The following is a 26,738-nucleotide window of genomic DNA, read 5'->3' on the forward strand; positions in this document are numbered from 1 at the left end:
AGAAAGAATTCCCGTGAGCCCGACCAATCGCACCGTGGTCGTCACCGGTATCGGCGCAACCACACCGCTGGGTGGCGACGCAGCCTCAACCTGGGAGGGCCTGATCGCCGGCAAGTCCGGTGTGAAGCCCCTGGAGCAGGAGTGGGCGGCCGAGCAGGCCGTCCGTATCGCGGCCCCGGTCGCCGTGGAGCCCACCGAGGTCATTCCGCGGCCGCAGGCCCGCCGTCTGGACCGCTCGGCGCAGTTCGCGCTGATCGCCGCCAAGGAGGCGTGGGCCGACGCCGGTTTCACCGCCCCGGCCGGCGAGGACAGCAGCATCGACCCCGACCGTCTGGGTGCGGTCATCGCCTCCGGCATCGGCGGCGTGACGACGTTGCTCGACCAGTACGACGTGCTCAAGGAGAAGGGCGTCCGCCGTGTCTCCCCGCACACCGTGCCGATGCTGATGCCGAACGGCCCCTCCGCCAACGTGGGTCTGGCCGTGGGCGCCCGGGCGGGCGTGCACACGCCGGTCTCCGCCTGCGCGTCGGGTGCCGAGGCCATCGGCTACGCCATCGAGATGATCCGCAGCGGCCGCGCCGACGTCGTCGTCGCGGGCGGCACGGAGGCGGCCATCCACCCGCTTCCGATCGCCGCGTTCGGCAACATGATGGCGATGTCCAAGAACAACGACGACCCGCAGGGCGCCTCGCGTCCCTACGACATCGGACGTGACGGCTTCGTCCTCGGCGAGGGCGCGGGCGTCGTCGTCCTGGAGTCCGCCGAGCACGCCGCCAAGCGCGGTGCCCGCGTCTACGCGGAGGCGGTCGGCCAGGGCATCTCCGCCGACGGCCACGACATCGTGCAGCCGGAGCCGGAGGGGCGCGGCATCTCGCACGCCCTGCAGAACCTGCTCGACAACACCGACCTGGACCCGGCGGAGATCGTGCACGTCAACGCGCACGCGACGTCGACGCCGGCGGGCGATGTGGCCGAGCTGAAGGCGCTGCGGAAGGTGTTCGGGGACGACGTGGACCACTTCGCGGTCTCCGCGACCAAGTCGATGACCGGTCATCTGCTGGGCGGCGCGGGCGGCGTGGAGTCGGTCGCGACGGTGCTGGCCCTGTACCACCGGGTGGCGCCGCCCACCATCAACCTCGAGAACCTCGACCCCGAGGCGGAGTCGAACGCGGACATCGTCCGCGGGGAGGCGCGCAAGCTGCCCGTCGAGGGCAGGATCGCCGCGCTGAACGACTCGTTCGGGTTCGGCGGGCACAACGTGGTGCTGGCGTTCCGTTCGGTCTGAGGCCACGTACATGCATGAAGGGCCCCCACCGACCGGTGGGGGCCCTTCATGCATGCTGGGCAGGAATCAGACCACCTGGTGCAGCCAACGCACCGGAGCTCCCTCGCCCGCGTATCTGAACGGCTCCAGTTCGTCGTCCCAGGGCTTGCCCAGGAGCTTTGTGAGTTCCGCTTCCAGGTCCGTTTCGCCGCGTTGCGCCCGGGAGAGCGCCGCGCGCAGGCGGTCCTCGGGGATGAGGATGTCGCCGTGGATGCCGGTGACGGCGTGGAAGATGCCGAGGTCGGGGGTGCAGCTGTAGCGCTCGCCCTCGGCGGTCGAGGACGGCTCGGCGGTGACCTCGAAGCGGAGCAGGTGCCAGCCGCGCAGCGCGGAGGCGAGCTTGGACGCGGTGCCGGCCTCGGCCTGCCAGGAGAACTCGGAGCGCCAGGTGCCGGGCGCGGCGGGCTGCCGGATCCAGTCGAGGTTGACGCGCCCGCCGAGCACCCCGGCGACGGCCCACTCGACGTGTGGGCACAGCGCGCGCGGCGCGGAGTGCACGTACAGAACTCCACGTGTCGTCACCGGGACCTCCGGGCAGAGCGGGACATCTTGCGAACTGGCGGACGGCAGTGGCCGGGGGCCACGTTGATGGCGAGGCTACCGTGCGACGGCGCAAGGAGTGTGACGTACCGTCGGTCCCAGTGCCGTGAAACGCCCGCCATTCACCCGGCAGGACGCTTGTACGGGCGTGCGCAGTTGCGAGTCGATCGATCGGGAACCCCCGCGCGTTGTTATGGGGGAGAGCACGCACCCACCGGATGACGCACCGTTCCGTGCACGACGACCGAGGGGATCACCAAGGGATGCGGAAGCCACACCGCTCACGGACCGTACTCGCCGTTCTGGCCGCGGCCGTGCTGGGCGTGTCGGGCTGTGACGCCGTCGGTGGCGACTCCTCCGCGCCCGACGGCACCGCGGCGCAGAAGGCCAGGCCGTCGCCGAGCCCCACCCCGTCCTGGGACCGCACCCCCGCTTCGATCGCGGCCGTGGGCGACTCGATCACGCGCGGTTTCGACGCGTGCGGGGTGCTGTCGGACTGCCCCGAGGTCTCGTGGGCGACCGGCAGCAGTGCCAGGGTCGACTCTCTGGCCGTACGGCTGCTGGGGAGGGCGAAGGCGGCCGAGCGGAGCTGGAACTACGCCGTGTCCGGGGCCCGGATGGCGGATCTCGCCGGTCAGATGGCACAGGCGGCCACCCGCAGGCCGGAGCTGGTGACGGTGATGGCGGGGGCGAACGACGCATGCCGGGACAGCACATCCGAGATGACCTCGGTGGCCGCATTCCGGACCGAGTTCGAGGACGCGATGAGCACGCTGCGCGATGCCCTGCCCAAGGCGCAGGTGTATGTGGCGAGCGTGCCGAACCTGAAGCGACTGTGGTCCGAAGGGCGCGCCAACCCGCTGGGCAAGCAGGTGTGGAAGCTGGGGATCTGCCCGTCGATGCTGGGCGACGCGGACGCCCTGGACTCGGCGGCGACGCTGCGGCGCGACACCGTGCAGCAGCGGGTGGAGGCCTACAACGAGGTGCTGGAGAAGGTCTGTGCGAAGGACGAGCGGTGCCGCTTCGACGGCGGCGCGGTCCACGACTACCGCTTCGGCACCGAGCAGCTCAGCCACTGGGACTGGTTCCATCCGAGCGTGAACGGGCAGGCCAGGCTGGCGGAGATCGCCTATCGGACGGTCACGGCCAGGAAGGCATGACACCGGCACGTGACTTATGGGGGCCGGGGTTCCGGCCTCTCCGTGCGCTGACAAGCCCCGGCCCGGGTGTCAGGTCCCGGGCCGGGGCTTGCCGCAGGGAGCCTGTCCCGGATCAGACGTTAATCGTCACGGTCGGCCGACGGTCGGCGATCGAGCGTCCCACCTGAATTTCGTACGAACCTTTCACACCTCGGCACTCCAGGCGCCCCATGGCGTGGACCACGTCCGTCACGCGATACTGCGGACCGTCCGCAGCACGCACCCCACGGCGACGGAAGGGCCTGAGCCTCCTTGAATTCCTTACGTGTTCGGATCGGCGTACTCGGACTGACCCTGCTGGCGGGACTCACGACACCCGCCACGACGGCCGTCGCCGAGACCGCTCCCTCTCCCACCGTCGAGGAGCAGCGGCTCGACGGGGCCGCGCCCCGGGAGATCCTGCGGCGCTCCGGATTCGACACCGTGGCCACGGATTTCGCGCGGTCGCTCGGCTCGGCCCGCTCCTACGCCCAGGCCCGCCACATCGTCGTACGCGAAGGGTCCGCGCTGTGGCGGCGGGCCGTCGACCGGGCGCAGGGGCGGGGACCGGCGGGCGGCGACCTCAGCCGGGACGACGACCGGCCCCTGTACTGGGCGCGGCTCGGGATGACCCGGGAAGTACGGGCCTTCGAGCCGGAGTTCGGGCTGAGCGCCGAACAGCGGACCGCCCTGCTCGGCGAGTTGGAGCGGACCTCGCGCGGGCAGACCGCAGTCCGGTATCCGCGCGGCAAGGGGGTGAAGCGCATCCTGGTCACCGGCTTCGACCCGTTCACGCTGGACCGGGACGTCCGGATCTCCAACCCGTCCGGGGCGACCGCGCTCGCGCTCGACGGCACGGTGATCGAGACGGCCGACGGACCCGCGCGCATCGAGACCGCCGTGTTCCCGGTGCGCTGGAGGGACTTCGCGGACCTGACCGTGGAGCGGACGCTGCGGCCGTATCTGCCGACGGTGGATCTGTTCGCCACCGTGAGCCAGGGGCGGGCCGGCCGGTTCGACGTGGAGCGGACCAACGGGGCCTGGCGGGGCGGCTTCCCCGACAACGAGAACATCGGCACGACCGGGACGATCCCGGTCTCCGACCCGGCCTCGCAGCCGCAGTGGACGACGACGACCCTGCCGTACCGGGCGATCGTGGCGGCGGACACCGGGCGTTTCCCCGTGTACGACAACACGAGCGTGACCGAGATCCCGGCGGGCGGCACCGGGCCCGTCGTCCGGCCGGACGGGCCGAGCGAGGGATCGACCGCCCGTGCCGGGGGCGGCGGGAACTACCTCTCCAACGAGATCGCCTACCGGGCGACGCTGCTGCGGGACCGGCTGGGGCTGCACGAGGTGCTGCCGGGCGGGCATGTGCACACGCCGGTGCTGCAGTTCGGGGCCGGAAACACCGATCCGGCGACCGGGACCGTGACCGACCCGGAGTTCGTGCGCAACCGGCTGGACATCATCGACCAGGTGCGGGCGATCCTGAACGTGGCGGCGAGCACCACGGTCACCAGGTGACGTGCGGTGCGCCCGAGGAGGCCCCGTTCTCCTTGGTGTTCTCGGTGTCCTCCTCCACGGTCTCCTCGCCCAGCAGCTCCCGGGCCATGAGGGTGGCGCCCGCGACCGCCCCCGGCATCAGGAACACCGCGACGAACGGCACCAGGAACGCCAGGGCCAGGGGCGTCCCGAAGCCCCACACCAGGGTCTTGCGGGAGCGCAGCAGGGTGAGTCGCTCGCGCAGTTCGACGCGGCGGCGCTGCAGGGCGACGGCGGTGAGTTCCTCGGTGAGGAAGAAGCCGGTGACCATGAAGCCGAGCACCGGGACGGCCGTCTGGCCGAGGACCGGGACGAAGCCGAGGGCGAAGAGCAGCACGCCCCACAGCAGGGCGCGCACGATGATACGGAGGCTGTCGCGGGCGGAGATCCACAGCTCGCGCCACAGCGGCAGACCCGACTCGGGCGCGGTGCCGTCCGGGGAGACGTCACGGTCGACCTTCTCGGAGAGGTTCTCGTAGAAGGGCTGCCCGACCAGCAGGGTGACCGCGGTGAAGGTGACGACGGACAGCAGCAGGGCGAGGGCGAACAGCACGGCGGTGAGGAAGCCGCGGAACAGTCCCGGCCAGGGGCTCGACCAGTCGTCGGCGAACGGGGTCGCCCAGGCGACGAAGTCCTCGCCCCACACCGCCAGCACGACCAGCGCCGCCGCGTAGAGGACCAGGGTGATCAGGCCCGGGAGCAGTCCGAAACCGTACTGCCTGCCGTGCCGTGCCACCCATCGCTGGCCCTTGAGTAGGTGCTTGAAGCCCGCCCCGAGATCGCGCATGGGAAAACTCTATCCGGGGCGGTTCCGCGGCCGTGGAGGCGCCCGTCGCTCACCCCGGCGTGACCGCCACCACCACCCCGGGCTCGGCTGCCGGAGACACTGCCGCCGACACCCGCACCGCCGCCGCCCGCGCCACGCGTCCCGCGCGGGAGGCGGCCGCCAGCGCCACGGGCTGGAGCTGTTCCAGACCCGAGACGAGGATCTCCTCCCCGGCGACCAGCAGCGGCCGCGCCGCCTTCGCCGTGGCCGCGGCCGCCTCCGTCAGGTCGGCCAGCGGCGGCAGGCTCGCGCGGGCCACGCCCGCCCCCGCGGCGGCCGCGCGTTCGGCCAGGGTCACTTGGAGCGGCATCAGCGGGGCCAGCGCGGCGGTCAGCGCGTCGGCGATACGGCGCAGTTCGGGGGCGGAGTCGCGCAGCACCTCAGTGGCGGCCTGCAGAAGGGGGGTGAGGGCGAGGAGCGCGCCCGCTGCCGCGCCCGCCGTCGCCGGCAGCAGCGGTGACATCGCCTCGACCAGCTCGCCGAGCGCCGCCGCGCACTCCTCGACGGCCGGTTCCACCGCGTCCAGCACCGGCAGAAGGCTGTCGCCCAGCGCCGTCAGCAGCGCCTGGGCCGGTTCGCTCACCGGGTGCACCGCCAGCGGTGCCCCGCTCGTGCCGAGCCGCGTGAGGGTGTCGACCATCCGGTAGAACGCCTCCTGGGCCTGCGGAGACGCGCTCGCCTCGGCCAGCTCCGCGGTCGTCCGGCGCAGTACGCGCAGCACCTCCGCGCCGGAGCCGTCTCTCGGGTCCAAGGTGTTGATCGCGATTCGGGTGATGTTCCCGGCCGTGTCCAGGAGCTGGCCGGTGATGTCGGTGGTGCTGCGTGCCATGCGCAGCACGTCGTCCCTGCTGGGAAACGTAGGAATCGTCGCCATGGGCTCTCACCGCCTCGCCTTCGTCGGCGCCCGAGCCTGACGTCCGTCGGCGCCCCTCCTCCAGCATGCCCCGTCCGGGCCCGGTTTTCCGCCCACTCCCGAATGCGCGAACTCCGCTCCGCCGCGGTTGAGTCGAACGTGCACAGCCCGCCGTACCGATCTCTGAAACCCCCGCAGGAGGCACGCGTGCACAGCAAGCGGTTCAGGGGAGGAGAGCTCATGACGCAGGAGATCCACGGCACGGTCGCGGACGGCTTCGAGGCGGTGCGCGAGGAGTTCGCCGCGTTCGTGTCACAGGAACGCCCCGACTACGAGGGGCAGTTGTGCGCGTTTGTGCACGGCCGCCGGGTGGTCGACCTGTGGGCGGGCGGGAGCGGCGACTCCCTCTACGGCGTGTTCTCGTCGACCAAGGGCGCGGCCCATCTCGTGGCCGCCCTCCTCGTCCAGGACGGCACGCTCGAACTGGAACGCAAGGTCACCTACTACTGGCCGGAGTTCGGGGTCGAGGGCAAGGGCTCGCTCACCCTGCGCGATCTGCTCTCCCACCGGGCGGGTGTGGTCGGCCTCGACGCCGGGTTCACCCCTCAGGAGCTGGCCGACGACCGGGCCGTCGCCGAACGGCTCGCGGACCAGCGCCCGTTCTGGCGCCCCGGCACGGCCTTCGGCTATCACGCCCTCGTCATCGGCGCGCTGACCGGCGAGGTGATACGCCGCGCCACCGGCCGTACGCTCCAGGAGGTGTACGAGGAACGGGTGCGCGCCCCGTACGGGCTGGACTTCTTCCTGGGGCTGCCGGAGGCGCTGGAGCCCCGCTTCCGCAGCGTGCAGCCGATGGCCCCGACGGCCAGGCAGCAGGCCCTGCTGGACACGCAGCCGACAGGGCCGCACACCCTGTCCGCGATCGCGTTCAACCAGCATGTACCGGGCTCGGGCGACCTGGTGGACTACGCCAACTCCCGTGCCGTACGCGCCAAGGGACCGGCGTCGGCGGGCGGCGTGGCCGCCGCGCGGGGGCTCGCCGGGATGTACGCGGCCGCGATCAGCGAAGTGGACGGGCGTCCGCCGCTGCTGAAGCCGGACACCGTCGCCGAGGTCGGACAGATCCAATCCGTCGGCTACGACCTGGTGGCCCGGGCACACAAGGCGTACGGCCTCGGTTTCCAGGCGACGGCCGACACCTGGTACCCGTTCCTGGGCGCCGGAGCGTTCGGGCACAGCGGCGCGGGCGGCGCCCAGGCCTTCGCCGATCCCCGCAGCGGCCTCGCCTACGGCTACACACGCCGCCGCATGGCGTTCCCGGTCGGGGCGGCCCCGGAGAACGAGCGACTGGCGCGGGCGATCCACGCGGTGGCGTCGATGAGGTGATGGAGGGCGGGGGGTAGGCGGGCGATGGTGAGGGCGGGGCGCGGGAGGCCCCCCGGGCGAGGGCGCGGTGGGGGCTGGGCGGGGCGCGGGAGGCCCCCCGGGCGAGGGCGCGGTGGGGGCACGGTGGGTCCGGCGAAGGCACGGTGAGGGCCCGGGCCAGGGCGCGGTGGGGGCACGGTGGGTCCGGCGAAGGCACGGTGAGGGCCGGGGCCAGGGCGCGGTGGGGGCACGGTGGGTCCGGCGAAGGCACGGTGAGGGCCGGGGCCAGGGCGCGGTGGGGGCACGGTGGGTCCGGCGAAGGCACGGTGAGGGCCCGGGCGAGGGCGCGGTGGGGGCACGGTGGGTCCGGCGAAGGCACGGTGAGGGCCCGGGCGAGGGCGCGGTGGGGGCCAGCGAGGGCGCGGTGGGGGCCGGCGAGGCCACGGCGAGGGCCCGAGCGAGGCACGGTGAGGTCTCCTGGGCGAGGCCACGGGGGGCTCTGGGTGAGGGCGCGGTATGGCCCGGCGAGGCCAACGCGAGGGCCCGAGCGCGGGCACGGTGAGGTCTCGGGCGGGGCACGGTGAGGCCCGGCGAGGCCTGGCTAGACACGGCGAGGGCACGGTGAGGCCCGGCGAGGCTAGTGAGGGCGCGGTGACGGCCCGGGCCAGGGCACGGTGAGAGCACGCGAGGCTCGGCTGGACACGGCGAGGGCACGGCGAGGCCCGGCGACGGTGCGGTGAGGCCCCGGGCCAGGGCGCGGGCGAAGCCCGGCTAGGGCACGCGAGGCCCGGCTAGACACGGTGAGGCCCAGTGAAGGCACGGTGAGGGCCCACCAACGCCCGCTTTCCCCACGCGTCGGCCGCGAGGGAGCCGAAGGGGCGCGCCGGTGTCGAGAGGCCGAACGCGCGGAGGCCCGAAGGGCTGAGCACGATCGGCGTCTCGACACCGGCTGAGGCGCCCCGTAGGCGACCGAGCCATATGTCACAGCTTGACGATCATCTTGCCCGTGTTGTCGCCGCGCAGAACCCCGAGGAAAGCCTCCAGGTTGTTCTCGATGCCCTCGACCACGGTCTCGCGGTACTTCAGCTCGCCGGAGCGGATCCACGGACCGACCTCGGCGACGAACTGCGGCTGGAGGTCGTAGTGGTCGCCGACGAGGAAGCCCTCGATCCGGCCGCGGGTCTGGATGAGACGGGTGAGGTTCTTCGGGCCGGGGGCTGGCTCGGTGTTGTTGTAGACGGAGATCATGCCGCAGACGGCGATCCGGCCGCCCTGGTTGAGCTGACCGATCGCGGCCTCCAGGTGGTCGCCGCCGACGTTGTCGAAGTAGACGTCCACACCGTCCGGAGCGGCGTCGCGCAGCTGCTCGCTCACCGGGCCGTTCTTGTAGTTGAAGGCGGCGTCGAAGCCGTACTCCTCCACCAGCAGCTTGACCTTCTCGTCGGACCCGGCGGACCCGATGACCCGCGAGGCGCCCTTGAGCCTGGCGATCTGGCCGACCTGGCTGCCCACGGCACCGGCGGCGCCGGACACGAAGACGCTGTCGCCCTCCTTGAAGGAGGCGGTGCGCAGGAGTCCGGCGTAGGCGGTGAGGCCGGTCATGCCGAGGACGCCGAGGTAGGTCGACAGGGGCGCGGCATCGGGGTCGACCTTGACCGCATGCTGGGCGTCGATCGTGGCGTACTCGCGCCAGCCGCCGAAGTGCAGCACATGGTCGCCGGGCGCCATGCCCTCCGCGCCGGAGGCGATGACCTCGCCGACCGCGCCGCCCTGCATGGCCTTGCCCAGCTCGAAGGGGGCGGCGTACGACTTGGCGGCGCTCATCCGGCCGCGCATGTACGGGTCGACGGAGAGGTACTTGTTCCGCACCAGGACCTCACCGGGGCCGGGCTGCCGGATCTCCGCGTCGACCAGGGCGAAGTCGTCGGGCTTCGGCCAGCCGACCGGGCGGGACAGGAGGTGCCACTCGCGGCTGACGGCGGGGAGTGCGGGGGTGTCGGACATGGCTCGCTTCCTCACATGCTGCGGACAAATACTTCAGAACCTGAAACAACAATGCTCCTGAATATTTCATGATGTCAAGTAACGGGGTAGGCTGGACCCCATGGCCACACCGCAGCAGACCCATCGCCCCGACGCCCTGACCATGGAAGTCGTCGAACTCATCGGTGACGTGGTGTCGCGCTTCTACGAGGACTACGAGGAAGCGGCCGCCGAACACGCCCTGACCGGCGCGCAGGCGCGGCTGCTGAGCCTGTTGTCCCTGGAGCCGCTGCCGATGCGGAAGCTCGCGCAGAAGCTGAAGTGCGAGCCGTCGAACGTCACCGGGATCGTGGACCGGCTGGAGTCACGCGGCCTGGTCGAGCGCCGCCCGGACCCCGCGGACCGCCGGGTGAAGGTGGCTGCCGCGACGGACGAGGGCAGCCGGGTGGCCCAGGATCTGCGCGAAGGCCTGCGCTTCGCCCGCGAGCCGCTCGCGGGCCTGTCGGCCGGGGAGCGGGAGTCTTTGCGGAACTTGCTGCGGCGGATGCTGAGCTCCTAGCCGGAGCTCCCTAGCTTCAGCCGCCACCGCCTGTTCCTGGCCGGAGCTCACCGGCGCCGCGCGGAGGTGCGGCTCTGAGTCCGCGCCGGGGTCGGCTGCGCGGGGCGGCGCGGGAGCCAGGCCCGGGTCCGCACGGACACCGTCGCCGCCGCCTGTTCCTGGCCGGAGCTCACCGGCGCCGGGCGGAGGAGGGACTCTGGGGCCGCGCCGGGGCCATCTCCGCGGGGCGGCGCGAGGGAAGTCTCCAGGCCCGGGTCCTCACGGACACCGTCGCCAGCGCCCGGTCGGAGCAGAACGGCCTCAGGTGCACCACCACAAGAAGCGGTTGCAGGTCTCCGTCGGCTTCGGGCCCGGCGTCGGGACCGACGTCGTCGGGGCCGAGGTGGGGCTCTGGGGCTGCGCCGGGGTCGTCTGCGCGGGGGCCGCGGGGGGCGTTTCCGGGTCCGCGCCGCCCGCCGTCGCCGACTGGGAGCTCTTCTCCGAGTCGTCCGCGTCCTTCTGGGACTTCTTGTCCTTCGCGGATTTCGAGGCCGACGGGGAGGCGGACGGGGAGGCCGAGTCCGAAGCGGCTCCCGTGCCACCGGCCTTGTCGTCGAGTGGCTCGGCCGTCTCTCCGACCTCCGACGTCGCCCCGCCGTCCACGGACTCGTCCCCGGCGGCCGCCGGGTGGGGGGCAGAGCCGGGTGCGTCCATGCCGAGCTCGGCGAGACTCAGACCGCCGGCCGCCAGGACGAACCCGGCGGTCATCAGCAGGGTCCGGCGCCGACGGCGCCGGTGCGCCGCGGCTTTGCGGTCGCGGCGGCTTGTGCCGGCCGCCCCGGCTGCGGAATCACCGGACTCGTCGTGGTCTCCGGGTTTTTCGGAGTGCGCGGTACCCGAGCCATCTTGCGCGGTGTCCGAGCCATCCACGGAATCCGCAGAGTCCGCGGAACCCGCGGAATCCGCGGATTCCGCAGGGCTGTTGACCGACCGCCCGCCACGCCTCCGGCCGCGCCGGCCTCCGCGGGTCCCGCTCCGCTCGGCCGCCACCGCCACACCCACCGCGCCCGCGTCGTCGCCGACGAGCCCGTACCCGGCCTCGGCCGCGTCGTCGTACGCCCGCTCGTGATCGGCACCGTCGACAGCGGCCGTACGCTCGTCGCCGTACACAGCCGACCCGTATCCACCCGCATACCCGTCACCGGCGTACCCCCCGTACGCACCCCCGTGCGCCCCTCCCGTCTGCGCGAGGGCAGGTGCGGGGAGTTGCTGGGCCGGAGCGCCGCACCCGGGGCAGGCGAGGGCGCCGTTGAGGTGCCGTCGGCACGGGTCGCAGTAGTCCATGACGCCGGAAGACTAGATTCCGCACCGGTAACGTTCCTAGTCACGGCTGTGAAAGTTGTGTAGGGAACGGGTGCGGCAGCCACTCCTCGACACCGTTGTGCAGACGACCCATTGACACCCCCCTCACACCATCTTTACTGTCACGCCCAGCATTTCGAACGTGTGACGAAATTTCGAACAGCTCGACCGACTGAGCCGACGAAGCAGCAAGGGGCAACTGCCGTGCGCATCACCGGAATCAGCACACACGTGGTCGGTACGCCGTGGCGCAACCTGACCTACGTCCAGGTGCACACCGACGAAGGGATCACGGGAGTCGGCGAGACCCGGATGCTGGGCCGCACCGACGCGCTGATCGGCTATCTGCGGGAGGCCGAGGCCAACCACATTCTCGGCTCGGACCCGTTCGCTGTCGAGGACCTCGTCCGGAGGATGAAGTACGGCGACTACGGACGCGCCGGCGAGATCGTGATGTCCGGTGTCGCCGTCGTCGAGATGGCCTGCTGGGACATCAAGGGCAAGGCCCTCGGGGTGCCCGTGTGGCAGCTCCTCGGCGGCAAGGTCACCGACAAGGTGAAGGCGTACGCCAACGGCTGGTACACGACCGAGCGGACCCCGGAGGCCTATCACAAGGCCGCCCGGGGAGTCATGGAGCGCGGCTACCGCGCCCTGAAGATCGACCCCTTTGGCACCGGCCACTTCGAGCTCGACCACCAGCGGACCCACTACGCCGTGTCGCTGATCGAGGCCGTGCGCGACGCCATCGGCCCGGACGCCGAGCTGATGCTGGAGATGCACGGCCGCTTCTCCCCCGCCACCGCCGTCCGCCTCGCCCGCGAGCTCGCCCCCTTCAACCCCGCATGGCTGGAGGAGCCGTGCCCGCCGGAGAACCTCAAGGCGCTGGAGAAGGTCGCCGCCAAGGTGGACATTCCGCTCGCCACCGGTGAACGCATCCACGACCGGATCGAGTTCCGGGAGCTCTTCGAGAGCCAGGCCGTGGACATCCTCCAGCCGGACGTCGGCCACATCGGCGGCATCTGGGAGACGCGCAAGCTCGCCGCCACCGCCGAGACCCATTACCTGCTGGTCGCCCCGCACAATGTCGGCGGTCCGGTCCTGACCTCCGCCTCGCTCCAGGTCGGCTTCACCTCCCCGAACTTCAAGATCCTCGAGCACTTCAACGACTTCGCGGACGCGGAGATCAAGAAGGTCGTCAGGGGCGCGCCGGAGGTCAACCCGGAGGACGGCTGCTTCCGTCTCTCCGACGCTCCCGGCCTCGGCGTCGAGCTCGACGTCGACGCGGCCGCCGAATTCCCGCAGCAGCAGGCCCGGTTCGATCTGTGGGCCGAGGGCTGGGAGCAGCGCACGCCGAAGGGCAGCAAGTGAGCACCGCCGCTGCCGTCGTCGTCGAGGAGCCCGGTTCACATCGGCTCGTCCCGCACGAGCCACGGCAGCCGGAGGCCGGCGAGGCTCTGGTCCGGGTGCACGCCGTGGGCATCTGCGGCAGTGACCGCGAGGTGTACCAGGGCACCCGGCCCGAGGGGTACGTGCGCTATCCGCTCATTCCCGGTCACGAATGGTCGGGGACGGTCGAAGAAGTCGGGGCAGGGGTTCCGCAGTCGCTCGTCGGCCGCAAGGTGGTCGGCGAGGGCTTCCGCAACTGCCAGATCTGCGACCGCTGTCACGCCGGCGAGACGACCCTGTGCACCGCCGGGTACGAGGAGACCGGCTTCACGCAGCCCGGTGCCATGGCCACCACGCTCACACTCCCGGCCCGTCTGCTGCACGTCCTGCGGGACGACGCCGACCTCACGGCCGCCGCCCTGCTGGAGCCGGCCGCCTGTATCGCGGCCGCCGCGATCAAGGCGAACGCGCGGCCGGGTGAGCGTGTCGCGGTGGTCGGCACGGGCACCCTCGGGATGTTCGCCGTGCAGTTCCTCACGGCGGGGTCTCCGGCGGAGCTGCTCGTCGTGGGGACCCGGAACGACCGTCAGGCGCTCTCCCGGCGGTTCGGCGCCCGCGACTTCCGTACGACGGACCAGCAACTCCCGGACGATGTCGACGTCGTGATCGAGACCGCCGGGTCCGCGTCCGCCGCGCGCACCGCCGCCTCCCTGCTCAGGCGCGGCGGACGCCTGGTCCTGACGGGCATCCCGGCTCCGGGTGCCGAGGGTCTCGACCCCACCGGTCTCGTCGTACGGCAGCTGGAGGTGCACACCGTCTTCGGGGCGCCGCCGGAGGCCTGGGCGCACACGGTCCGGGTGTTCGGGGCCGGGCTGCTCGATCCGCTGCCGCTGGTCTCGCACGAGCTGCCGCTCGCCGAGTTCTCGCAGGCCATCGAGTGGGTGGGGCCCGGCGATCCGAAGGCGGGCAAGGTTCTGCTCCGCCCGTAGACATACGCCGGTACGGGGGCGAGCTGACGGCCTCCGTACCGGCGTACTCGCAGACCCACCCCCGTATGCCTTGAGTCGCGAACCTCGTCCGAAATACCGAACACAGAATATCGAACACGAAGGACAGCTTGTGACCGACGCTTCCGCCACTTCGGCCCGCCGACCGGGTGAGCAGGCGCTCACCGCGTTGGGTCTGGGTGCGCCCGCACTCGACCCCGCCGACACCTCGCCGCACACGTTCCCCGGCGGCGGCCGCTGGCGCACCGAACTTCCCTCGTGCGAAGGCCCCGAAGCGCTGGCCGTCGTACTGAAGGAGGCTTCACGCCTCGACGTCCCGATCCACCGCATCAGCCAGGGCTCCGGTGTGTGGATGCTGACCGACGCCGAGATCACCGAGATGGTCGAGGCCACGGGTGAACGCGACATCGAGCTCTGCCTGTTCACCGGCCCGCGGGGCACCTGGGACATCGGCGGCTCGACCCGTACCGACTCGCGGGGCGGCGGCCTCAGGGCCCGCGGCCACGACGCGGTCGCCGGGTGCGTCGAGGACGCCGTCCGGGCCACGGAACTGGGCGTCCAATGCCTCCTTGTCGCCGACGAGGGCGTGCTGTGGACAATGCACCGGGCGCGCCTGGCCGGCATCATCCCGGCCGACACCACTCTGAAGGTCTCGGCCCTGATCGGCCCGGTCAACCCGGCCGCGTACGCCGTCCACGAGCGTCTGGGCGCCGACTCCGTCAATGTGCCCGGCGATCTCACACTCGATCACCTCACCGAGATCCGCCGGGTGTCCAGCGCCCCCATGGACCTGTACGTCGAGGCCCCCGACGATCTCGGCGGCTATGTGCGGATGTACGAAGTCGCCGAGTTCATCCGGCGCGGCGCACCGCTCTATCTGAAGTTCGGTCTGTCCAGGGCTCCCGGCCTCTACCCGTACGGGCACCACCTGCGGGAGCTGACCCTGTCCACCGCCCGGGAGCGCGTGCGGCGCGGCCGGCTCGTACTGGACCTGCTCGCACGGCATGGAGCGGACGGCGACATGGCTCCGCTCGGTTCACGTCTGCCGGGCGAACTCAACAGGTTCGACCTTCCGTCATAACGTTCCGGAAACCTCGCTTCACAAAAGCCTACACAGTCGACCACAATCCCACACACCTGTTCTCGGTCCTTCCGGCGCCACCCTCGGGAGCGTCTTCGCATCGCGGGACCGAGCCCTGCCCACATCGAGGATGATGATCATGCGAAACCGCAGAGCCGCACTCGCCGCCATAGCCGGAGCCGCCTCCCTCGCCCTCGCCCTGACCGCCTGCGGCCAGGACAGCGAGGGCGGCAGCAAGGAGAACACGGGCAGCGCCGAGGGGGGCACGATCGGCATCGCGATGCCGACCAAGTCGTCCGAGCGCTGGATCGCCGACGGCAACAACGTCGTCAAGGACCTTCGGTCCAAGGGCTACAAGACCAAGCTGGTCTACGGCGAGGACGACCCGGACCAGCAGGTCTCGCAGATCGAGAACCTCATCACGCAGGGCGTCAAGGCGCTGATCGTCGCCGCGATCGACAACAAGTCGCTCAACAACGTTCTCCAGCAGGCCAAGGACGCCAACATCCCGGTCATCGCCTACGACCGTCTGATCCTCGGCACGGCGAACGTCGACTACTACGCCTCCTTCGACAACACCAAGGTCGGCGAGCTCCAGGCCACCTACATCGTCGACAAGCTCGGTCTGAAGGACGGCAAGGGCCCGTTCAACATCGAGCTGTTCGCCGGCTCCAACGACGACAACAACACCAAGTACTTCTTCAACGGCGCGATGAGCGTCCTCAAGCCGTACATCGACAGCAAGAAGCTGGTCGTCCAGTCCGGCCAGACGGGTCTGACCCAGGTCACCACCCTGCGCTGGGACGGCGCCACCGCCCAGAAGCGCATGGACGACATCCTCACCAAGTCGTACAAGAGCAAGAAGGTCGACGCGGTCCTCTCGCCGTACGACGGCATCTCGATCGGCATCCTGTCGGCGCTGAAGTCGGACGACTACGGCTCCAAGAGCAAGCCGCTGCCGGTTCTCACCGGCCAGGACGCCGAGCTGGCCTCGGTGAAGTCGATCATCGCGGGCCAGCAGACGCAGACCGTCTACAAGGACACCCGTGAGCTGGCCAAGATCGCCTCGAACATGGTGGACGCGGTTCTGGGCGGCAAGAAGCCGGAGACCAACGACACCACGACGTACGACAACGGCTCGAAGGTCGTTCCCGCCTACCTGCTGGAGCCGGTGAACGTCGACAAGACCAACTACCAGCAGGTCCTGGTCGACGGCGGCTACTACAAGGAAAGCGACCTCGGCTGACCAGCGGTTCCCACGGACTGAAAGGCACGACCATGGCGGGACCCGTCCTGGAAATGCGCTCGATCGTCAAGACCTTTCCCGGTGTCAAAGCGCTGTCGGACGTCACACTGACCGTCCGTCAGGGCGAGGTCCACGCCATCTGCGGTGAGAACGGCGCCGGGAAGTCGACCCTGATGAAGGTGCTCTCCGGCGTCCATCCGCACGGCAGTTACGAGGGCGAGATCCTCTTCGAGCAGGAGGTCTGCCGGTTCAAGGACATCCGGGCGAGCGAGCAGCACGGCATCGTCATCATCCACCAGGAGCTGGCGCTGGTGCCGTTCCTCTCCCTCGCGGAGAACATCTTCCTCGGCAACGAGCACGCCACGCGCGGGTTCATCAACTGGAACGACACGCTCAGGCACGCCACCGCACTGCTGCGCCGGGTCGGTCTCGACGACCACCCGGAGACCCGGGTCGCCGACATCGGCGTGGGCAAGCAGCAGCTGGTGGAGATCGCGAAGGCGCTGTCGAAGAAGGTCAAGCTGCTCATCCTGGACGAGCCGACCGCGGCCCTCAACGACGAGGACAGCGGCAAACTCCTCGATCTCATCCTGGAGTTGAAGAAGCAGGGCATCACCTCGATCATCATCTCCCACAAACTCAACGAGATCCGCAGGGTCGCCGACTCGGTGACGATCATCCGCGACGGCAAGTCCATCGAGACCCTCGATGTGAAGGCGCCGGAGACCACCGAGGACCGGATCATCAGCGGCATGGTCGGCCGCGACCTCGACCACCGCTTCCCCGAGCGCACCCCGCACCAGGCGGAGGTGGGCGCGGCGCCGGCCCTGGAGATCCGCAACTGGACCGTGCACCACCCGATCGACCAGCAGCGCACGGTCGTCGACGACGTGTCCCTCCAGGTGCGGCGCGGGGAGATCGTCGGTGTGGCGGGCCTGATGGGCGCCGGCCGCACCGAGCTCGCGATGAGCGTGTTCGGGCGGACGTACGGCCGGTACGCCGGCGGCACGGTCCTCAAGGACGGCAAGGAGATCCGGACGAAGACCGTCGCGGAGGCGGTCGGCCACGGCATCGCCTACGTCACCGAGGACCGCAAGCACTACGGCCTCAACCTCATCGACACGATCAACCGGAACATCTCGCTGACCGCGCTCGGCAAGGTCGCCAAGCGGGGGATCGTCGACGAGCACGAGGAGCGCCAGGTCTCCGAGGGCTACCGCACGTCCATGAACATCAAGGCGCCGACCGTCTTCGAGCCGGTGGGCAAGCTGTCCGGCGGCAACCAGCAGAAGGTCGTCCTCAGCAAGTGGATCTTCGCGGGTCCGGACGTGCTGATCCTGGACGAGCCGACACGCGGCATCGACGTCGGCGCCAAGTACGAGATCTACACGGTCATCGACCAGCTGGCCGCCCAGGGCAAGGCGGTCGTCTTCATCTCCTCCGAGCTGCCCGAACTGCTCGGCATGTGCGACCGCATCTACACCATGGCCGCCGGGCGGCTCACGGGCGAGGTCCCGAGGGCCGAGGCCACGCAGGAAGTGCTGATGCGCCAGATGACGAAGGACAAAGAGGTGACCCGATGAGCACCGAACTGACGGACCAGGTCCCGGCCGCGGCGCCGCCCGGGAAGAGCGGGGGTTCGGCCTCCGGCGGCGGACTGCTCCAGCTGATGCTGGACGGCCTGCGCCGCAACATGCGCCAGTACGGCATGCTGATCGCGCTCGGCCTGATCGTCGCCCTCTTCGCCGTCTGGACCGACGGCGACCTGCTGCTGCCGCGGAACGTCTCCAACCTGGTCCTGCAGAACAGCTACATCCTGATCCTCGCGATCGGCATGATGCTGGTGATCATCGCCGGCCATATCGACCTGTCGGTCGGCTCGCTGACCGCGTTCGTGGGCGCCTTCGCCGCCGTGCTGACGGTGCAGCACAGCGTGGCGTGGCCGTTCGCCGTGGCGCTGTGTCTGCTGGTGGGCGCGGTGGCGGGCTCCGTACAGGGCTTCCTGATCGCGTATCTCGGCATACCGTCGTTCATCGTCACCCTCGCGGGCATGCTGCTCTTCCGCGGTCTGACGGAGATCTTCCTGGAGGGCCAGACCCTCGGCCCGTTCCCGGACGGTCTGCAGAAGATGGGCAACGGCTTCCTGCCGGAGACCGGGCCCGAGACCAACTACCACAACATCACGCTGCTGCTGGGCCTCGCGCTGATCGTCTTCGCGGTCCTCCAGGAGGTCCGCGACCGCAGGCGGCAGCAGGAGTTCTCGCTGGACGTGCTGCCCAGGAACATCTTCCTGCTCAAGCTCACCGCCATCGTCGCCGCGATCCTCGTCGTCACGATGCTGCTCGCCAGCTACAAGGGCGCGCCGATCGTGCTGATCATCCTCGGCGTGCTGGTGGTCGGCTACGGCTACGTCATGCGCAACGCGGTCTTCGGCCGTCATATCTACGCGATCGGCGGCAATCTGCCGGCGGCGAAGCTGTCCGGCGTCAAGGACAAGAAGGTCACCTTCCATGTCTTCCTGAACATGGGCGTGCTCGCGGCCCTGGCGGGTCTGGTGGTCGCCGCCCGTCTGAACGCGGCCTCGCCGAAGGCGGGCCTGAACTTCGAACTCGAGGCGATCGCCTCGTCGTTCATCGGTGGCGCGTCCATGAGCGGCGGTGTGGGCACCGTCCTCGGCGCGATCATCGGTGGTCTCGTCCTCGGTGTGCTGAACAACGGCATGAACCTCCTCAGCGTCGGCACCGACTGGCAGCAGGTCATCAAGGGCCTGGCCCTGTTGGCCGCGGTCGGCTTCGACGTGTGGAACAAGCGCAAGTCCGGTTCGTAAGAGTTCCCCGCGCTCTTTGGGGCGCGGGGAACTGCGGGCACCCTTTCAACTCACTCCACGGGAGCCGCTCCATGGAACTGAACAGACGCACGGTCATCGCGGGAGCCGCGGCGGCGGGGCTCGCCGCGACCACCCTCGGCGGCACCGCCGAGGCCGCCACCGGCGGCCGGGCGCCGTCGAAGAAGCTCTTCGGCAGGCTCGCCGACGGCACGAAGATCTACCGCTGGTCCCTGGCCAACGGCGCCACGAGGCTCAAGGTCCTCTCCTACGGCGGCATCGTCCAGTCCCTGGAGATCCCCGACCGGCACGGCCGCTACAGGAACGTGTCCCTGGGCTTCGACACCATCGAGGAGTACGTCGCGAAGAGCCCGTACTTCGGAGCGCTGATCGGCCGCTACGGCAACCGCATAGCAAATGGGCAGTTCACCCTCGACGGCAAGAGCTACCAGCTCTCCGTCAACGACGGCGTCAACAGCCTGCACGGCGGCGTCAAGGGCTTCGACAAGCGCGTGTGGGACATCGAGCCGTTCACCAAGGGCTCCGACGTGGGCCTCTGCCTGTACCGCACGAGCCTCGACGGGGAGATGGGCTACCCGGGCACGCTCAAGGTGAAGGTCACCTACACCCTCACCCGGCACGGCGACTGGCGCATCGACTACGAGGCCACCACCGACAAGGCCACCGTCGTCAACCTGACCAGCCACGTCTACTGGAACCTCGCCGGCGAGGGCAGCGGCTCGATCTACGACCACGAGCTGAAGATCGCCGCCTCCCGTTACACGCCCGTCGACCCGGGGCTGATCCCCACGGGCGAGCTCGCCGGGGTCGCGGGCACCCCCTTCGACTTCCGCAAGGCCAGGACCATCGGCCGGGACATCCGCGTCGCGGACCAGCAGCTCCTCCACGGCAAGGGATTCGACCACAACTGGGTCCTCGACAAGGGGATCACGGGCCGGCCCGAGTGGATCGCCACACTGAAGGACCGCGCCTTCGGCCGCACCCTGAAGATGGCCACGACGGAGCCCGGGCTGCAGTTCTACTCCGGCAACTTCCTCGACGGCACCCTCGTCGGCACCGGCGGCCACATCTACCGCCAGGGTGACGCGCTCTGCCTGGAGACGCAGCACTTCCCGGACTCGCCGAACCACGCGTCCTTCCCGTCGACGGTGCTGCGGCCGGGGCAGACCTACAGGTCGACGACGATTCACTCGTTCAGCGCGTAGGGGCTCCACCTGGTGTGCTGCGCGTCACCCGGCCCCGGACGCTGGAAGCGGGCCCTCGGTTCCCGAACTCACACCTCTTTCACACGCGTTGAACAACGCCACCCCAGTAGCCGTACCTAAGGGCGGCCCGTGCTCCCCCGCACGGGCCACCCAGACGACGGGCCCGGTCGTTCCCCACCGGGCCCGCCACATACGGAGGCTCCCCTTGGCTGACAACGTCACCTCGCTGTTCCGCAGCACCGCGGCGCACAGCCCGTCGATGGCTGCGTTGACGCGAGAAGGCGACGGCTCGGGCCCAGTGGACTTCTGTATCCCGTGCAACCCGTACTTCCCCACGCCGGCCATGTTCGACGAGATGTCGTCCAGGCTGCGCGACATCATCACGTACTACCCGAGCAGCGCCGACACCATCACGGCCGAGCTGTGCAGTCTGCTCCAGCTGCCGCCGCAGTGCGTGGCGATGGGGAACGGCTCCACGGAGCTGATCACCTGGATCGACCATCTGCTGGTCCGTGAGTCCCTCGCCATCCCCGTCCCCACCTTCGGCCGCTGGACCGACCAGCCGATGGAGACCGGCAAGCGGGTCGACATGTTCCCGCTCCAGGAGTCCAGCGGCTTCGCCCTCGACCTCGCGCAGTACGCCGAGTTCATCCGGGCGCGCGGCACCCGCGTCGCCGTCATCTGCAACCCGAACAACCCCGACGGCGGTTTTCTGCACAAGCACGCCATCGTGCAGTTCATGGACGCGATGGCCGACCTGGACCTGGTGGTCATCGACGAGTCGTTCCTGGAGTTCGCGGACGCCGAGGTCGAGCCCAGCGTCGTCCAGGAGGCCATGCTGCGGCCGAACGTCGTCGTGCTGCGCAGCCTGGGCAAGAACTTCGGCCTGCACGGCATCCGCTTCGGCTATCTGGTGGCCAACCCGGCGCTCGCCGGCCGGGTCCGTTCCATGCTGCCGAAGTGGAACCTCAACTCCTTCGCTGAGTACGTGGTGTTCATGCTCAAGGAGCACGGCGCCGAGTACGCGTCGAGCCTGCGCCAGGTGCACCGTGACCGCCTGGACATGGCGAGCCAGCTCTCCGCGCTGCCCGGACTGACGGTCTACCCGTCGCAGGGCAACTTCCTCTTCGTGCGCCTCCCCGTGGGCGCCGAAGGCACCGTGGTCCGGGACCGCCTGCTCACCGAGCACCGGATCCTGGTCCGCGAGTGCGGCAACAAGATCGGCTCGTCCAGCCGCTTCCTGAGGCTCGTGGTGCGCCCCCAGGTGGACGTGCGTCGCCTGGTGTCCGGCCTGGAACAGGTGCTCTACGGGACCAGGAGGGGAGCCGCCGTGCCCGAGCTGGCTACAGGGACCAGCTACAGCTCGGGCACGGCGGCCGTGGACCGGCTGGTCGGTGCCACCAACGGGGCCGGCATGCAGGGCCTTGCCGCTCAGGCCGTCGGTGCCGCGATGCCGGGGCTCGCCGCCGCCCCGGCGTCCGGCACCGGCATGCCGTTGCCGGCGGCGGCGCAGATGGCCCAGATGGCGGACCGGACCGGCGGCGCCGGGGTTCCGATGCCTGCTCCGGCCGTCGTCCAGGAGGTGCCGCAGCCGGTCGCCTACCCGGCCCCCGCGCCCGCCCCCGCTCCCCTGCCGACCGCGATGCCCACCCCGCCGCCCGCGCCTGCCCCCGTCCCCACGCCGATGCCGGCCGCGATGACCGGCCCGACCCCGCCCGGCGTGCCCGCGCGCGGCGGCCTCACCGCCGCCCAGGTCCGCGGCACCACCGGCCCCGGTGGCCTGACGACGGCCCCCGCGACGGGCTGGCCCAACGCCCAGAGCTGGCCGAACGCGGCGGGCATGGGCCAGGCGGGCTGACGGCTCCCGCGCTCGAAGCCGCGCCGGCAGGGCGACTCGTCGTCACCCGCCGTGACACCGTGCCTCCGGTCGTGCCCTGGACCGGAGGCACGGTGTCCGTGGAACTACGTGACCGGGTGCGTCACTTCTTGTCCGGGCACTCCTTCCACGCCAGGTGGTACACCGTGCTGATGTCCCCGTCGGTCGAGTCCATCGTCATGAAGCTCACCCTGCCGGGGGCCTGCGAGCCGGCGTTCACACGGAGTTCGGTGTTGATGTTGAAGTTGCGCTGGACTCCGCAGGGGGCCCACACCAGTTGGGCCCAGTCGGTGGAGTCGGTGGCCTGCCAGTTGTCGTTGTAGGGGCCGCTGAAGGGATGGGTCCTGGTCGCCGTGTTCGGGGAGCCCTGGAAGTAGTACGAGGCCCGCTGGGTGCCGCTCGCGCCGGACTGGAGTGAGGCGAAGCCGCGGTAGTCGGCGCTGGCGATGGCGTAGGTGAAGCCCTGCGGGACGTGGACGACCAGGTTGAGCTGGCAGTTCTTGCGGAACGCGGTGGGGTCGGAGTTGCCGCCGGCCTGGGCGAGATAGTCGCTGTAGGTCACGGTGAAGGCGGTGTTGTCCTCGGAGACGGCGATTGCCGTGGTGCCCTGGGGACAGCCGGAGCCGTTCACCGTGGCGATCTTGATGATGATCTTGTCCGGGGGCGGGTCCTCCCACCCGCCCGACGGGGCCCGCGACGGGAGCGCGGTGGTGAGGAGAGCGGCGACCGCACCGCTCAGCAGGAGTCCACCGGTCATGGTCTCTCCTAAAGGGGTTGGGGGGTGGCTGCACCCCCGGCCCATGGAGAACCTGTGGGAACCCTGTGAAGGCCGAGGGGCGATCGCATCGTAGGAAGCCGCGCAGGAGGCGGTCAGGGCGAACTCCGGCCATTCACAGCCCTGGATTTCACATCGGACGGGGACCGCCCGAAGGCTCACCGGCGGTACACGAATGTGGCGTCCCTCACGCGTTCCGCCCTCACGGGTCCGGCCGTCACGGGTTCTCCCAGGCCGCCGGCTCGGCCGCCAGTTGCCGTACCGGTTCGGGCAGCGCGTCCGCCGCGAGGTCCGCGACCGTCACGCCCTCCAGGATCTTTCTCACATTGGCGCGCAGGGCGACCCACAGCGGCAGCAGCGGCTGTGCGGTCCCGGTGTACTCCAGACCCGTCGGACGCTCGCCGCGCACCGAGACGATGGGCCCGTCGACGGCCCGGATCACGTCCGCGACCGTGATCTGCGCCGCATCGCGGGCCAGCCGGTAGCCGCCGCCCCCGCCCCGCCGGCTGTCGACGACACCGGCGCGCCGCAGATCGCCGAGGATCCCCTCCAAAAACTTGTGCGGGATGCCCTGAGCAGCGGCGACGGCCTCCGCCTTCACCGGCCCGCCGCCCTGCCGCACGGCGACCTCCAGCACCGCTCGTACCGCGTAGTCCGCCCGCGCAGAGATCCTCATACGGACATTGTGAGGCGTCCGAGTGTGCACAATGGCCCAACCCGACATTGACCCCACGTGGCACTCGTCTTACAGCGGAACGGACAGGCAGTACAGGAGGCGCTCCCTTGGAGCTCAGCAGACGTACATTCAGCGCCCTCGCCGGCACCACGGCGCTCGGACTGGCGCTGAGCGGCAGCGGCACCGGGGGAAACAGCGCCTACGCGACCCACACCGCACCCACGGGTCCCGCGCCGGGCCCGCCGGCCGCCGACGGGCAGCAGCACACGGTCGGCTTCGACCGGTACTCGCTGGTGGTGGACGGCAGACGGCTGGTCCTGTGGTCGGGCGAGATGCACCCGTTCCGGCTGCCGAGCCCGTCGCTGTGGCGGGACGTGCTGCAGAAGATGCGCGCCCACGGCTACAACGCGGTCAGCGTCCACGTGGCCTGGAACTACCACTCCCCCGCGCCCGGCGAGTACGACTTCACCGGCGTCCGCGACCTGGACCTGTTCCTGCGCACGGCCACCGAGACCGGCCTGTACGTGATCCTGCGTCCGGGCCCGTACATCGGCGCGGAGACCGACGGCGGCGGCTTCCCGGGCTGGCTGGCGGCCACCGCGGGCCGGGCACGCACGGCCGACCCGACGTATCTGAAGCATGTCGACGCCTGGCTGACCGAGGTGAACGCCATCGCCGCCCGGCACCTGTTCACCCGGGGCAAGGGCTCGGTCCTGCTCTACCAGATCGAGAACGAGTACGACGCGGACGCCACGAAGGCCACCGGCCGGGCCTACATGTCCCACTTGTACCGGAAGGTGCGGGCGGACGGGATCGACGTACCGCTGTTCCACAACGACGGGGGCAGGAACGGGCACTGGATGCCGGGGTCCTTCGACACCGGAGGCGAGAAGGGGCGCTGGCTGTACGGCTTCGACGGGTATCCGGCGCCGGACGGGACTCCGCCCGACTGGGGGCACTTCGGGACCGGCGGGGCGAAGGGCGGGTCGACGGCCAGTCCGAAGACGCCCGGGTTCCTGCCGGAATTCGGGGGCGGCCGGTTCGATCCGTGGGGCGGGGCGGCGTTCCGGGGCAAGGGGTACGCAGAGGCGCGGCGGACCCGGGACGCGGCGTACGAGCGGCGCTTCCACTTCACCAACCTCGCCAACGGGATCACGCTGCACAACGTCTACATGACCTTCGGCGGCACCTCGTGGGGCTGGCTGCCCGCGCCGGTCGTCTACACGTCGTACGACTACGGGGCGGCCTTCGACGAGGCGCGCAACCCGACCCCGAAGCTCGCCCCCATGCACCAGCTGGGGCATATGCTCCAACGGGTGCCGGACTTCGCGAAGCTGGACCGGGCGCCGCGGGTGAGGGCCGGGGACGAGCGGCTGAAGGTGTACCACCTGACCAACCCCGACACCCACTCCCATGTGTACGTCGTGCGCAACGACACCGACGAGGCGATCTCCTCCCCGCTGCCGGACGCCGGCATCGACGTGCCGGTCAGGGTCCCCGCCCGGGACGCCCGGCTGCTCGCCACAGGGCTGTCCATGGGCGGGGACCGCAGGCTGAAGTTCGCCACCGTGGAACCGACGATGTTCCTCAAGGCCGGGCGGCAGGACATCGTCGTGTTCTCCGGGCGGTACGGCGAGATGGCGCAGATCGTGGTGGAGTGCCCCGAGGAGCCGACGCCGGCCCGGCTGGACGCGGAGGTCGCCTGGGTCTTCGACCGCGGTCTGCTGCGCATCACCGCGCCGCTGGGCGTCGGCGGGCTGAGCCGGATCCTGGTCGACGGCGGCGGATCGGACCGGCAGTTGCTGATCCTTCTCGCCGACGACGCCACCGCGCTGCGGATGTGGCCGTACGACACCCCGTCGGGCACGGTGCTGGTGTACGGGCCGTCGCTGGTGCGCGAGGTCTCCCTGCAGGACTCCACGGTGCACCTCACCGGCGACACGAAGGCGGCGACCGGGATCGAGGTGTGGGGGCCGCGCGGCATCACCCAGGTGACCTGGAACCAGAGGGTGGTGCCGACCAGGATCAGCGCGTCCAGCAGCCTGATGAACCTTCAACTGCTGCCCGGCGTGGCGCCGGTGACCCTGCCCTCGCTGGACGGCGGCTGGCGGCGGAAGAACGGGAACCCCGAGTCGGCGCCCGGCTTCGACGACTCGGGCTGGACGGTCGCCGGCAAGAAGACCTCGTACAGCACGACCCCGGTGCCCAAGGGGCAGCCCGTGCTGTTCGCGGACGACTACGGCTTCCACTACGGCGACGTCTGGTACCGGGGCCGCTTCCAGCAGGACCTGGCCGGCGTGGAGTCCCTGTCCCTCGCCTACAGCACGGGCACGCAGGGGATGCTGATGGCCTGGCTGGACGGGCGGCCGCTGGGCACGCACCGTATGCCGGTCCCGGACGAGAGCACCGCACGGCAGGGCAGTTGGGCGGCCGAGGCCACCTTCGACGTGCCGGCGCAGGTGCGCGGCGGGCAGGGCGCGGGCAGCTCCCACGTGCTGTCCGTCCTGGTACGGCGGATGCAGCACGACCAGGACGGCGAGGCGCTCGACACCCACAAGACGGCACGCGGGTTGACCGGGGTCACCTTCAAGGACGCTTCCCCGAAGGTGAGATGGCGGCTTCAGGGCGCGGCGGCACCCGATCCGGTGCGCGGGCCGCTGAACAACGGCGGGCTCCACGGGGAGCGGGAGGGCTGGCATCTGCCGGAGTACGGCGACGGCGACTGGGCGGCCGTCAAGCTGCCCCGGGAGGACGACCGGCGGCAGGGGGTGACCTGGTACCGGAAGAGTTTCCGGCTGGCCGTGGACACCGGCATCGACGCCTCGGTCGGCCTCGTTCTGGAGGACGACCCGTCCCGCGCCTATCGCGTCCAGATCTTCCTCAACGGCTGGAACCTGGGCCAGTACATCAACGATGTGGGGCCGCAGCACACCTTCGTCCTGCCGAACGGGATTCTGCGCACACGTGGTGCCAACACACTGGCGCTGGCCGTCCTGTCCGACGGGACCACACCGTCGGGTCCGGGGAAGGTGCGGCTGGCCCTGCTGGGCAGCGCGGCCGGCGGGGTGCCGGTGAAGCCGCTCTGACCTGAACGGTCCTCCCCGCGCATTGCCTTCTTCGGCACGCT

Annotated in this window: 21 protein-coding genes; 14 read left to right on the forward strand and 7 right to left on the reverse strand. The window is 70.6% G+C overall.

The annotated features are described in order from the left end of the window. Positions 1–13: 13 nt before the first annotated feature. Positions 14–1,285 carry a beta-ketoacyl-ACP synthase II gene (gene fabF, locus F7R91_RS08350; RefSeq protein ID WP_150946080.1) on the forward strand — a complete coding sequence of 424 codons (1,272 nt, stop codon included), beginning with the start codon at positions 14–16 and terminating at the stop codon, positions 1,283–1,285. Between the two features lie 66 nt (positions 1,286–1,351). On the opposite strand, the gene F7R91_RS08355 is transcribed toward fabF, so the two are convergent. Next, a complete protein-coding gene (locus F7R91_RS08355) occupies positions 1,352–1,846 on the reverse strand; it encodes a DUF3145 domain-containing protein (protein ID WP_150946082.1) in 495 nt (164 codons plus the stop codon). A 281-nt stretch (positions 1,847–2,127) separates the two neighbouring features. On the opposite strand from F7R91_RS08355, the gene F7R91_RS08360 reads away from it, so the two are divergent. Together F7R91_RS08360 and F7R91_RS08365 are read left to right on the forward strand one after the other, a co-directional pair. Next, positions 2,128–3,024, forward strand: coding sequence for an SGNH/GDSL hydrolase family protein (locus tag F7R91_RS08360; RefSeq protein ID WP_150946084.1), 897 nt, complete (start codon positions 2,128–2,130; stop codon positions 3,022–3,024). Positions 3,025–3,315: 291 nt separating this feature from the next. Then, positions 3,316–4,569 (forward strand): pyroglutamyl-peptidase I family protein, encoded by a 1,254-nt coding sequence (locus F7R91_RS08365; protein WP_150946086.1) that lies wholly within the window; start codon positions 3,316–3,318, stop codon positions 4,567–4,569. Here F7R91_RS08365 and F7R91_RS08370 read toward each other — a convergent pair. Then, a complete protein-coding gene (locus F7R91_RS08370) occupies positions 4,559–5,374 on the reverse strand; it encodes an EI24 domain-containing protein (protein WP_150946088.1) in 816 nt (271 codons plus the stop codon). The two genes, F7R91_RS08365 and F7R91_RS08370, sit on opposite strands and share 11 nt — an antisense overlap. Before the next feature lie 49 nt (positions 5,375–5,423). After that, positions 5,424–6,287: a hypothetical protein gene (locus tag F7R91_RS08375; protein ID WP_150946090.1), complete on the reverse strand. Its 864-nt coding sequence runs from the start codon at positions 6,285–6,287 to the stop codon at positions 5,424–5,426. Positions 6,288–6,506: 219 nt separating this feature from the next. Between F7R91_RS08375 and F7R91_RS08380 the strand changes: the two genes are divergently transcribed. Further along, the gene (locus F7R91_RS08380) at positions 6,507–7,652 is read left to right on the forward strand and encodes a serine hydrolase domain-containing protein (protein WP_150946092.1); all 1,146 of its coding nucleotides are present in this window, start codon (positions 6,507–6,509) and stop codon (positions 7,650–7,652) included. 960 nt (positions 7,653–8,612) lie between these two features. Here F7R91_RS08380 and F7R91_RS08385 read toward each other — a convergent pair. Beyond that, entirely contained in the window at positions 8,613–9,635 is a 1,023-nt protein-coding gene (locus F7R91_RS08385) for an NADP-dependent oxidoreductase (RefSeq protein ID WP_150946094.1), read from the reverse strand. Between the two features lie 100 nt (positions 9,636–9,735). Here F7R91_RS08385 and F7R91_RS08390 point away from each other — a divergent pair, with 100 nt between their 5' ends. After that, positions 9,736–10,173, forward strand: coding sequence for a MarR family winged helix-turn-helix transcriptional regulator (locus F7R91_RS08390; RefSeq protein WP_150946097.1), 438 nt, complete (start codon positions 9,736–9,738; stop codon positions 10,171–10,173). Between the two features lie 300 nt (positions 10,174–10,473). On the opposite strand, the gene F7R91_RS42560 is transcribed toward F7R91_RS08390, so the two are convergent. Further along, the gene (locus F7R91_RS42560; protein WP_225320568.1) at positions 10,474–11,496 is read right to left on the reverse strand and encodes an SCO2400 family protein; all 1,023 of its coding nucleotides are present in this window, start codon (positions 11,494–11,496) and stop codon (positions 10,474–10,476) included. A gap of 222 nt (positions 11,497–11,718) precedes the next feature. Between F7R91_RS42560 and F7R91_RS08405 the strand changes: the two genes are divergently transcribed. The 8 genes from F7R91_RS08405 to F7R91_RS08440 all read left to right on the forward strand — a co-directional run bounded on the left by F7R91_RS08405 (position 11,719) and on the right by F7R91_RS08440 (position 22,142). Beyond that, on the forward strand, positions 11,719–12,882 hold the full coding sequence (locus tag F7R91_RS08405) for a mandelate racemase/muconate lactonizing enzyme family protein (RefSeq protein ID WP_150946101.1): 1,164 nt from the start codon (positions 11,719–11,721) through the stop codon (positions 12,880–12,882). Continuing rightward, on the forward strand, positions 12,879–13,889 hold the full coding sequence (locus tag F7R91_RS08410) for a zinc-dependent alcohol dehydrogenase (protein WP_150946103.1): 1,011 nt from the start codon (positions 12,879–12,881) through the stop codon (positions 13,887–13,889). The genes F7R91_RS08405 and F7R91_RS08410 overlap by 4 nt, the downstream gene beginning before the upstream one ends. A gap of 130 nt (positions 13,890–14,019) precedes the next feature. Beyond that, on the forward strand, positions 14,020–14,988 hold the full coding sequence (locus tag F7R91_RS08415) for a hypothetical protein (protein WP_150946106.1): 969 nt from the start codon (positions 14,020–14,022) through the stop codon (positions 14,986–14,988). A gap of 139 nt (positions 14,989–15,127) precedes the next feature. Further along, the gene (gene chvE, locus F7R91_RS08420; protein ID WP_408056013.1) at positions 15,128–16,234 is read left to right on the forward strand and encodes a multiple monosaccharide ABC transporter substrate-binding protein; all 1,107 of its coding nucleotides are present in this window, start codon (positions 15,128–15,130) and stop codon (positions 16,232–16,234) included. A gap of 32 nt (positions 16,235–16,266) precedes the next feature. After that, complete coding sequence (mmsA, locus tag F7R91_RS08425) at positions 16,267–17,817, forward strand: multiple monosaccharide ABC transporter ATP-binding protein (RefSeq protein WP_150946110.1); 1,551 nt, start codon at positions 16,267–16,269, stop codon at positions 17,815–17,817. Then, positions 17,814–19,061, forward strand: coding sequence for a multiple monosaccharide ABC transporter permease (gene mmsB / locus F7R91_RS08430; RefSeq protein WP_150946112.1), 1,248 nt, complete (start codon positions 17,814–17,816; stop codon positions 19,059–19,061). Before mmsA ends, mmsB begins: the two co-directional genes overlap by 4 nt. 71 nt (positions 19,062–19,132) lie before the next feature. Next, a complete protein-coding gene (locus F7R91_RS08435) occupies positions 19,133–20,284 on the forward strand; it encodes an aldose epimerase family protein (RefSeq protein ID WP_150946114.1) in 1,152 nt (383 codons plus the stop codon). 205 nt (positions 20,285–20,489) lie between these two features. Then, complete coding sequence (locus F7R91_RS08440; RefSeq protein ID WP_150946116.1) at positions 20,490–22,142, forward strand: pyridoxal phosphate-dependent aminotransferase; 1,653 nt, start codon at positions 20,490–20,492, stop codon at positions 22,140–22,142. 121 nt (positions 22,143–22,263) lie between these two features. Here F7R91_RS08440 and F7R91_RS08445 read toward each other — a convergent pair whose 3' ends face one another. Together F7R91_RS08445 and F7R91_RS08450 are read right to left on the reverse strand one after the other, a co-directional pair. Next, positions 22,264–22,917 carry a DUF4360 domain-containing protein gene (locus F7R91_RS08445; RefSeq protein WP_150946118.1) on the reverse strand — a complete coding sequence of 218 codons (654 nt, stop codon included), beginning with the start codon at positions 22,915–22,917 and terminating at the stop codon, positions 22,264–22,266. Positions 22,918–23,152: 235 nt separating this feature from the next. Continuing rightward, positions 23,153–23,611: an RrF2 family transcriptional regulator gene (locus F7R91_RS08450; protein ID WP_150946120.1), complete on the reverse strand. Its 459-nt coding sequence runs from the start codon at positions 23,609–23,611 to the stop codon at positions 23,153–23,155. A gap of 107 nt (positions 23,612–23,718) precedes the next feature. On the opposite strand from F7R91_RS08450, the gene F7R91_RS08455 reads away from it, so the two are divergent. Then, on the forward strand, positions 23,719–26,697 hold the full coding sequence (locus tag F7R91_RS08455) for a glycoside hydrolase family 35 protein (protein ID WP_150946122.1): 2,979 nt from the start codon (positions 23,719–23,721) through the stop codon (positions 26,695–26,697). The last annotated feature ends 41 nt before the right edge of the window (positions 26,698–26,738 follow it).

Source organism: Streptomyces luteolifulvus (genome assembly GCF_008806595.1).
Taxonomy (GTDB): Bacteria; Actinomycetota; Actinomycetes; order Streptomycetales; family Streptomycetaceae; genus Streptomyces; species Streptomyces luteolifulvus.

Bases quoted from the DNA above. Each gene is read 5' to 3' on its own strand.
- F7R91_RS08360 (WP_150946084.1), top strand. From the start codon at position 2,128: ATGCGGAAGCCACACCGCTCACGGACCGTACTCGCCGTTCTGGCCGCG.
- F7R91_RS08380 (WP_150946092.1), top strand. From the start codon at position 6,507: ATGACGCAGGAGATCCACGGCACGGTCGCGGACGGCTTCGAGGCGGTG.
- F7R91_RS08370 (WP_150946088.1), bottom strand. From the start codon at position 5,374: ATGCGCGATCTCGGGGCGGGCTTCAAGCACCTACTCAAGGGCCAGCGA.
- chvE (WP_408056013.1), top strand. From the start codon at position 15,128: ATGCGAAACCGCAGAGCCGCACTCGCCGCCATAGCCGGAGCCGCCTCC.
- F7R91_RS08435 (WP_150946114.1), top strand. From the start codon at position 19,133: ATGGAACTGAACAGACGCACGGTCATCGCGGGAGCCGCGGCGGCGGGG.
- mmsB (WP_150946112.1), top strand. From the start codon at position 17,814: ATGAGCACCGAACTGACGGACCAGGTCCCGGCCGCGGCGCCGCCCGGG.
- F7R91_RS08375 (WP_150946090.1), bottom strand. From the start codon at position 6,287: ATGGCGACGATTCCTACGTTTCCCAGCAGGGACGACGTGCTGCGCATG.
- F7R91_RS08450 (WP_150946120.1), bottom strand. From the start codon at position 23,611: ATGAGGATCTCTGCGCGGGCGGACTACGCGGTACGAGCGGTGCTGGAG.
- F7R91_RS08385 (WP_150946094.1), bottom strand. From the start codon at position 9,635: ATGTCCGACACCCCCGCACTCCCCGCCGTCAGCCGCGAGTGGCACCTC.
- F7R91_RS42560 (WP_225320568.1), bottom strand. From the start codon at position 11,496: ATGGACTACTGCGACCCGTGCCGACGGCACCTCAACGGCGCCCTCGCC.
- F7R91_RS08390 (WP_150946097.1), top strand. From the start codon at position 9,736: ATGGCCACACCGCAGCAGACCCATCGCCCCGACGCCCTGACCATGGAA.
- mmsA (WP_150946110.1), top strand. From the start codon at position 16,267: ATGGCGGGACCCGTCCTGGAAATGCGCTCGATCGTCAAGACCTTTCCC.
- F7R91_RS08445 (WP_150946118.1), bottom strand. From the start codon at position 22,917: ATGACCGGTGGACTCCTGCTGAGCGGTGCGGTCGCCGCTCTCCTCACC.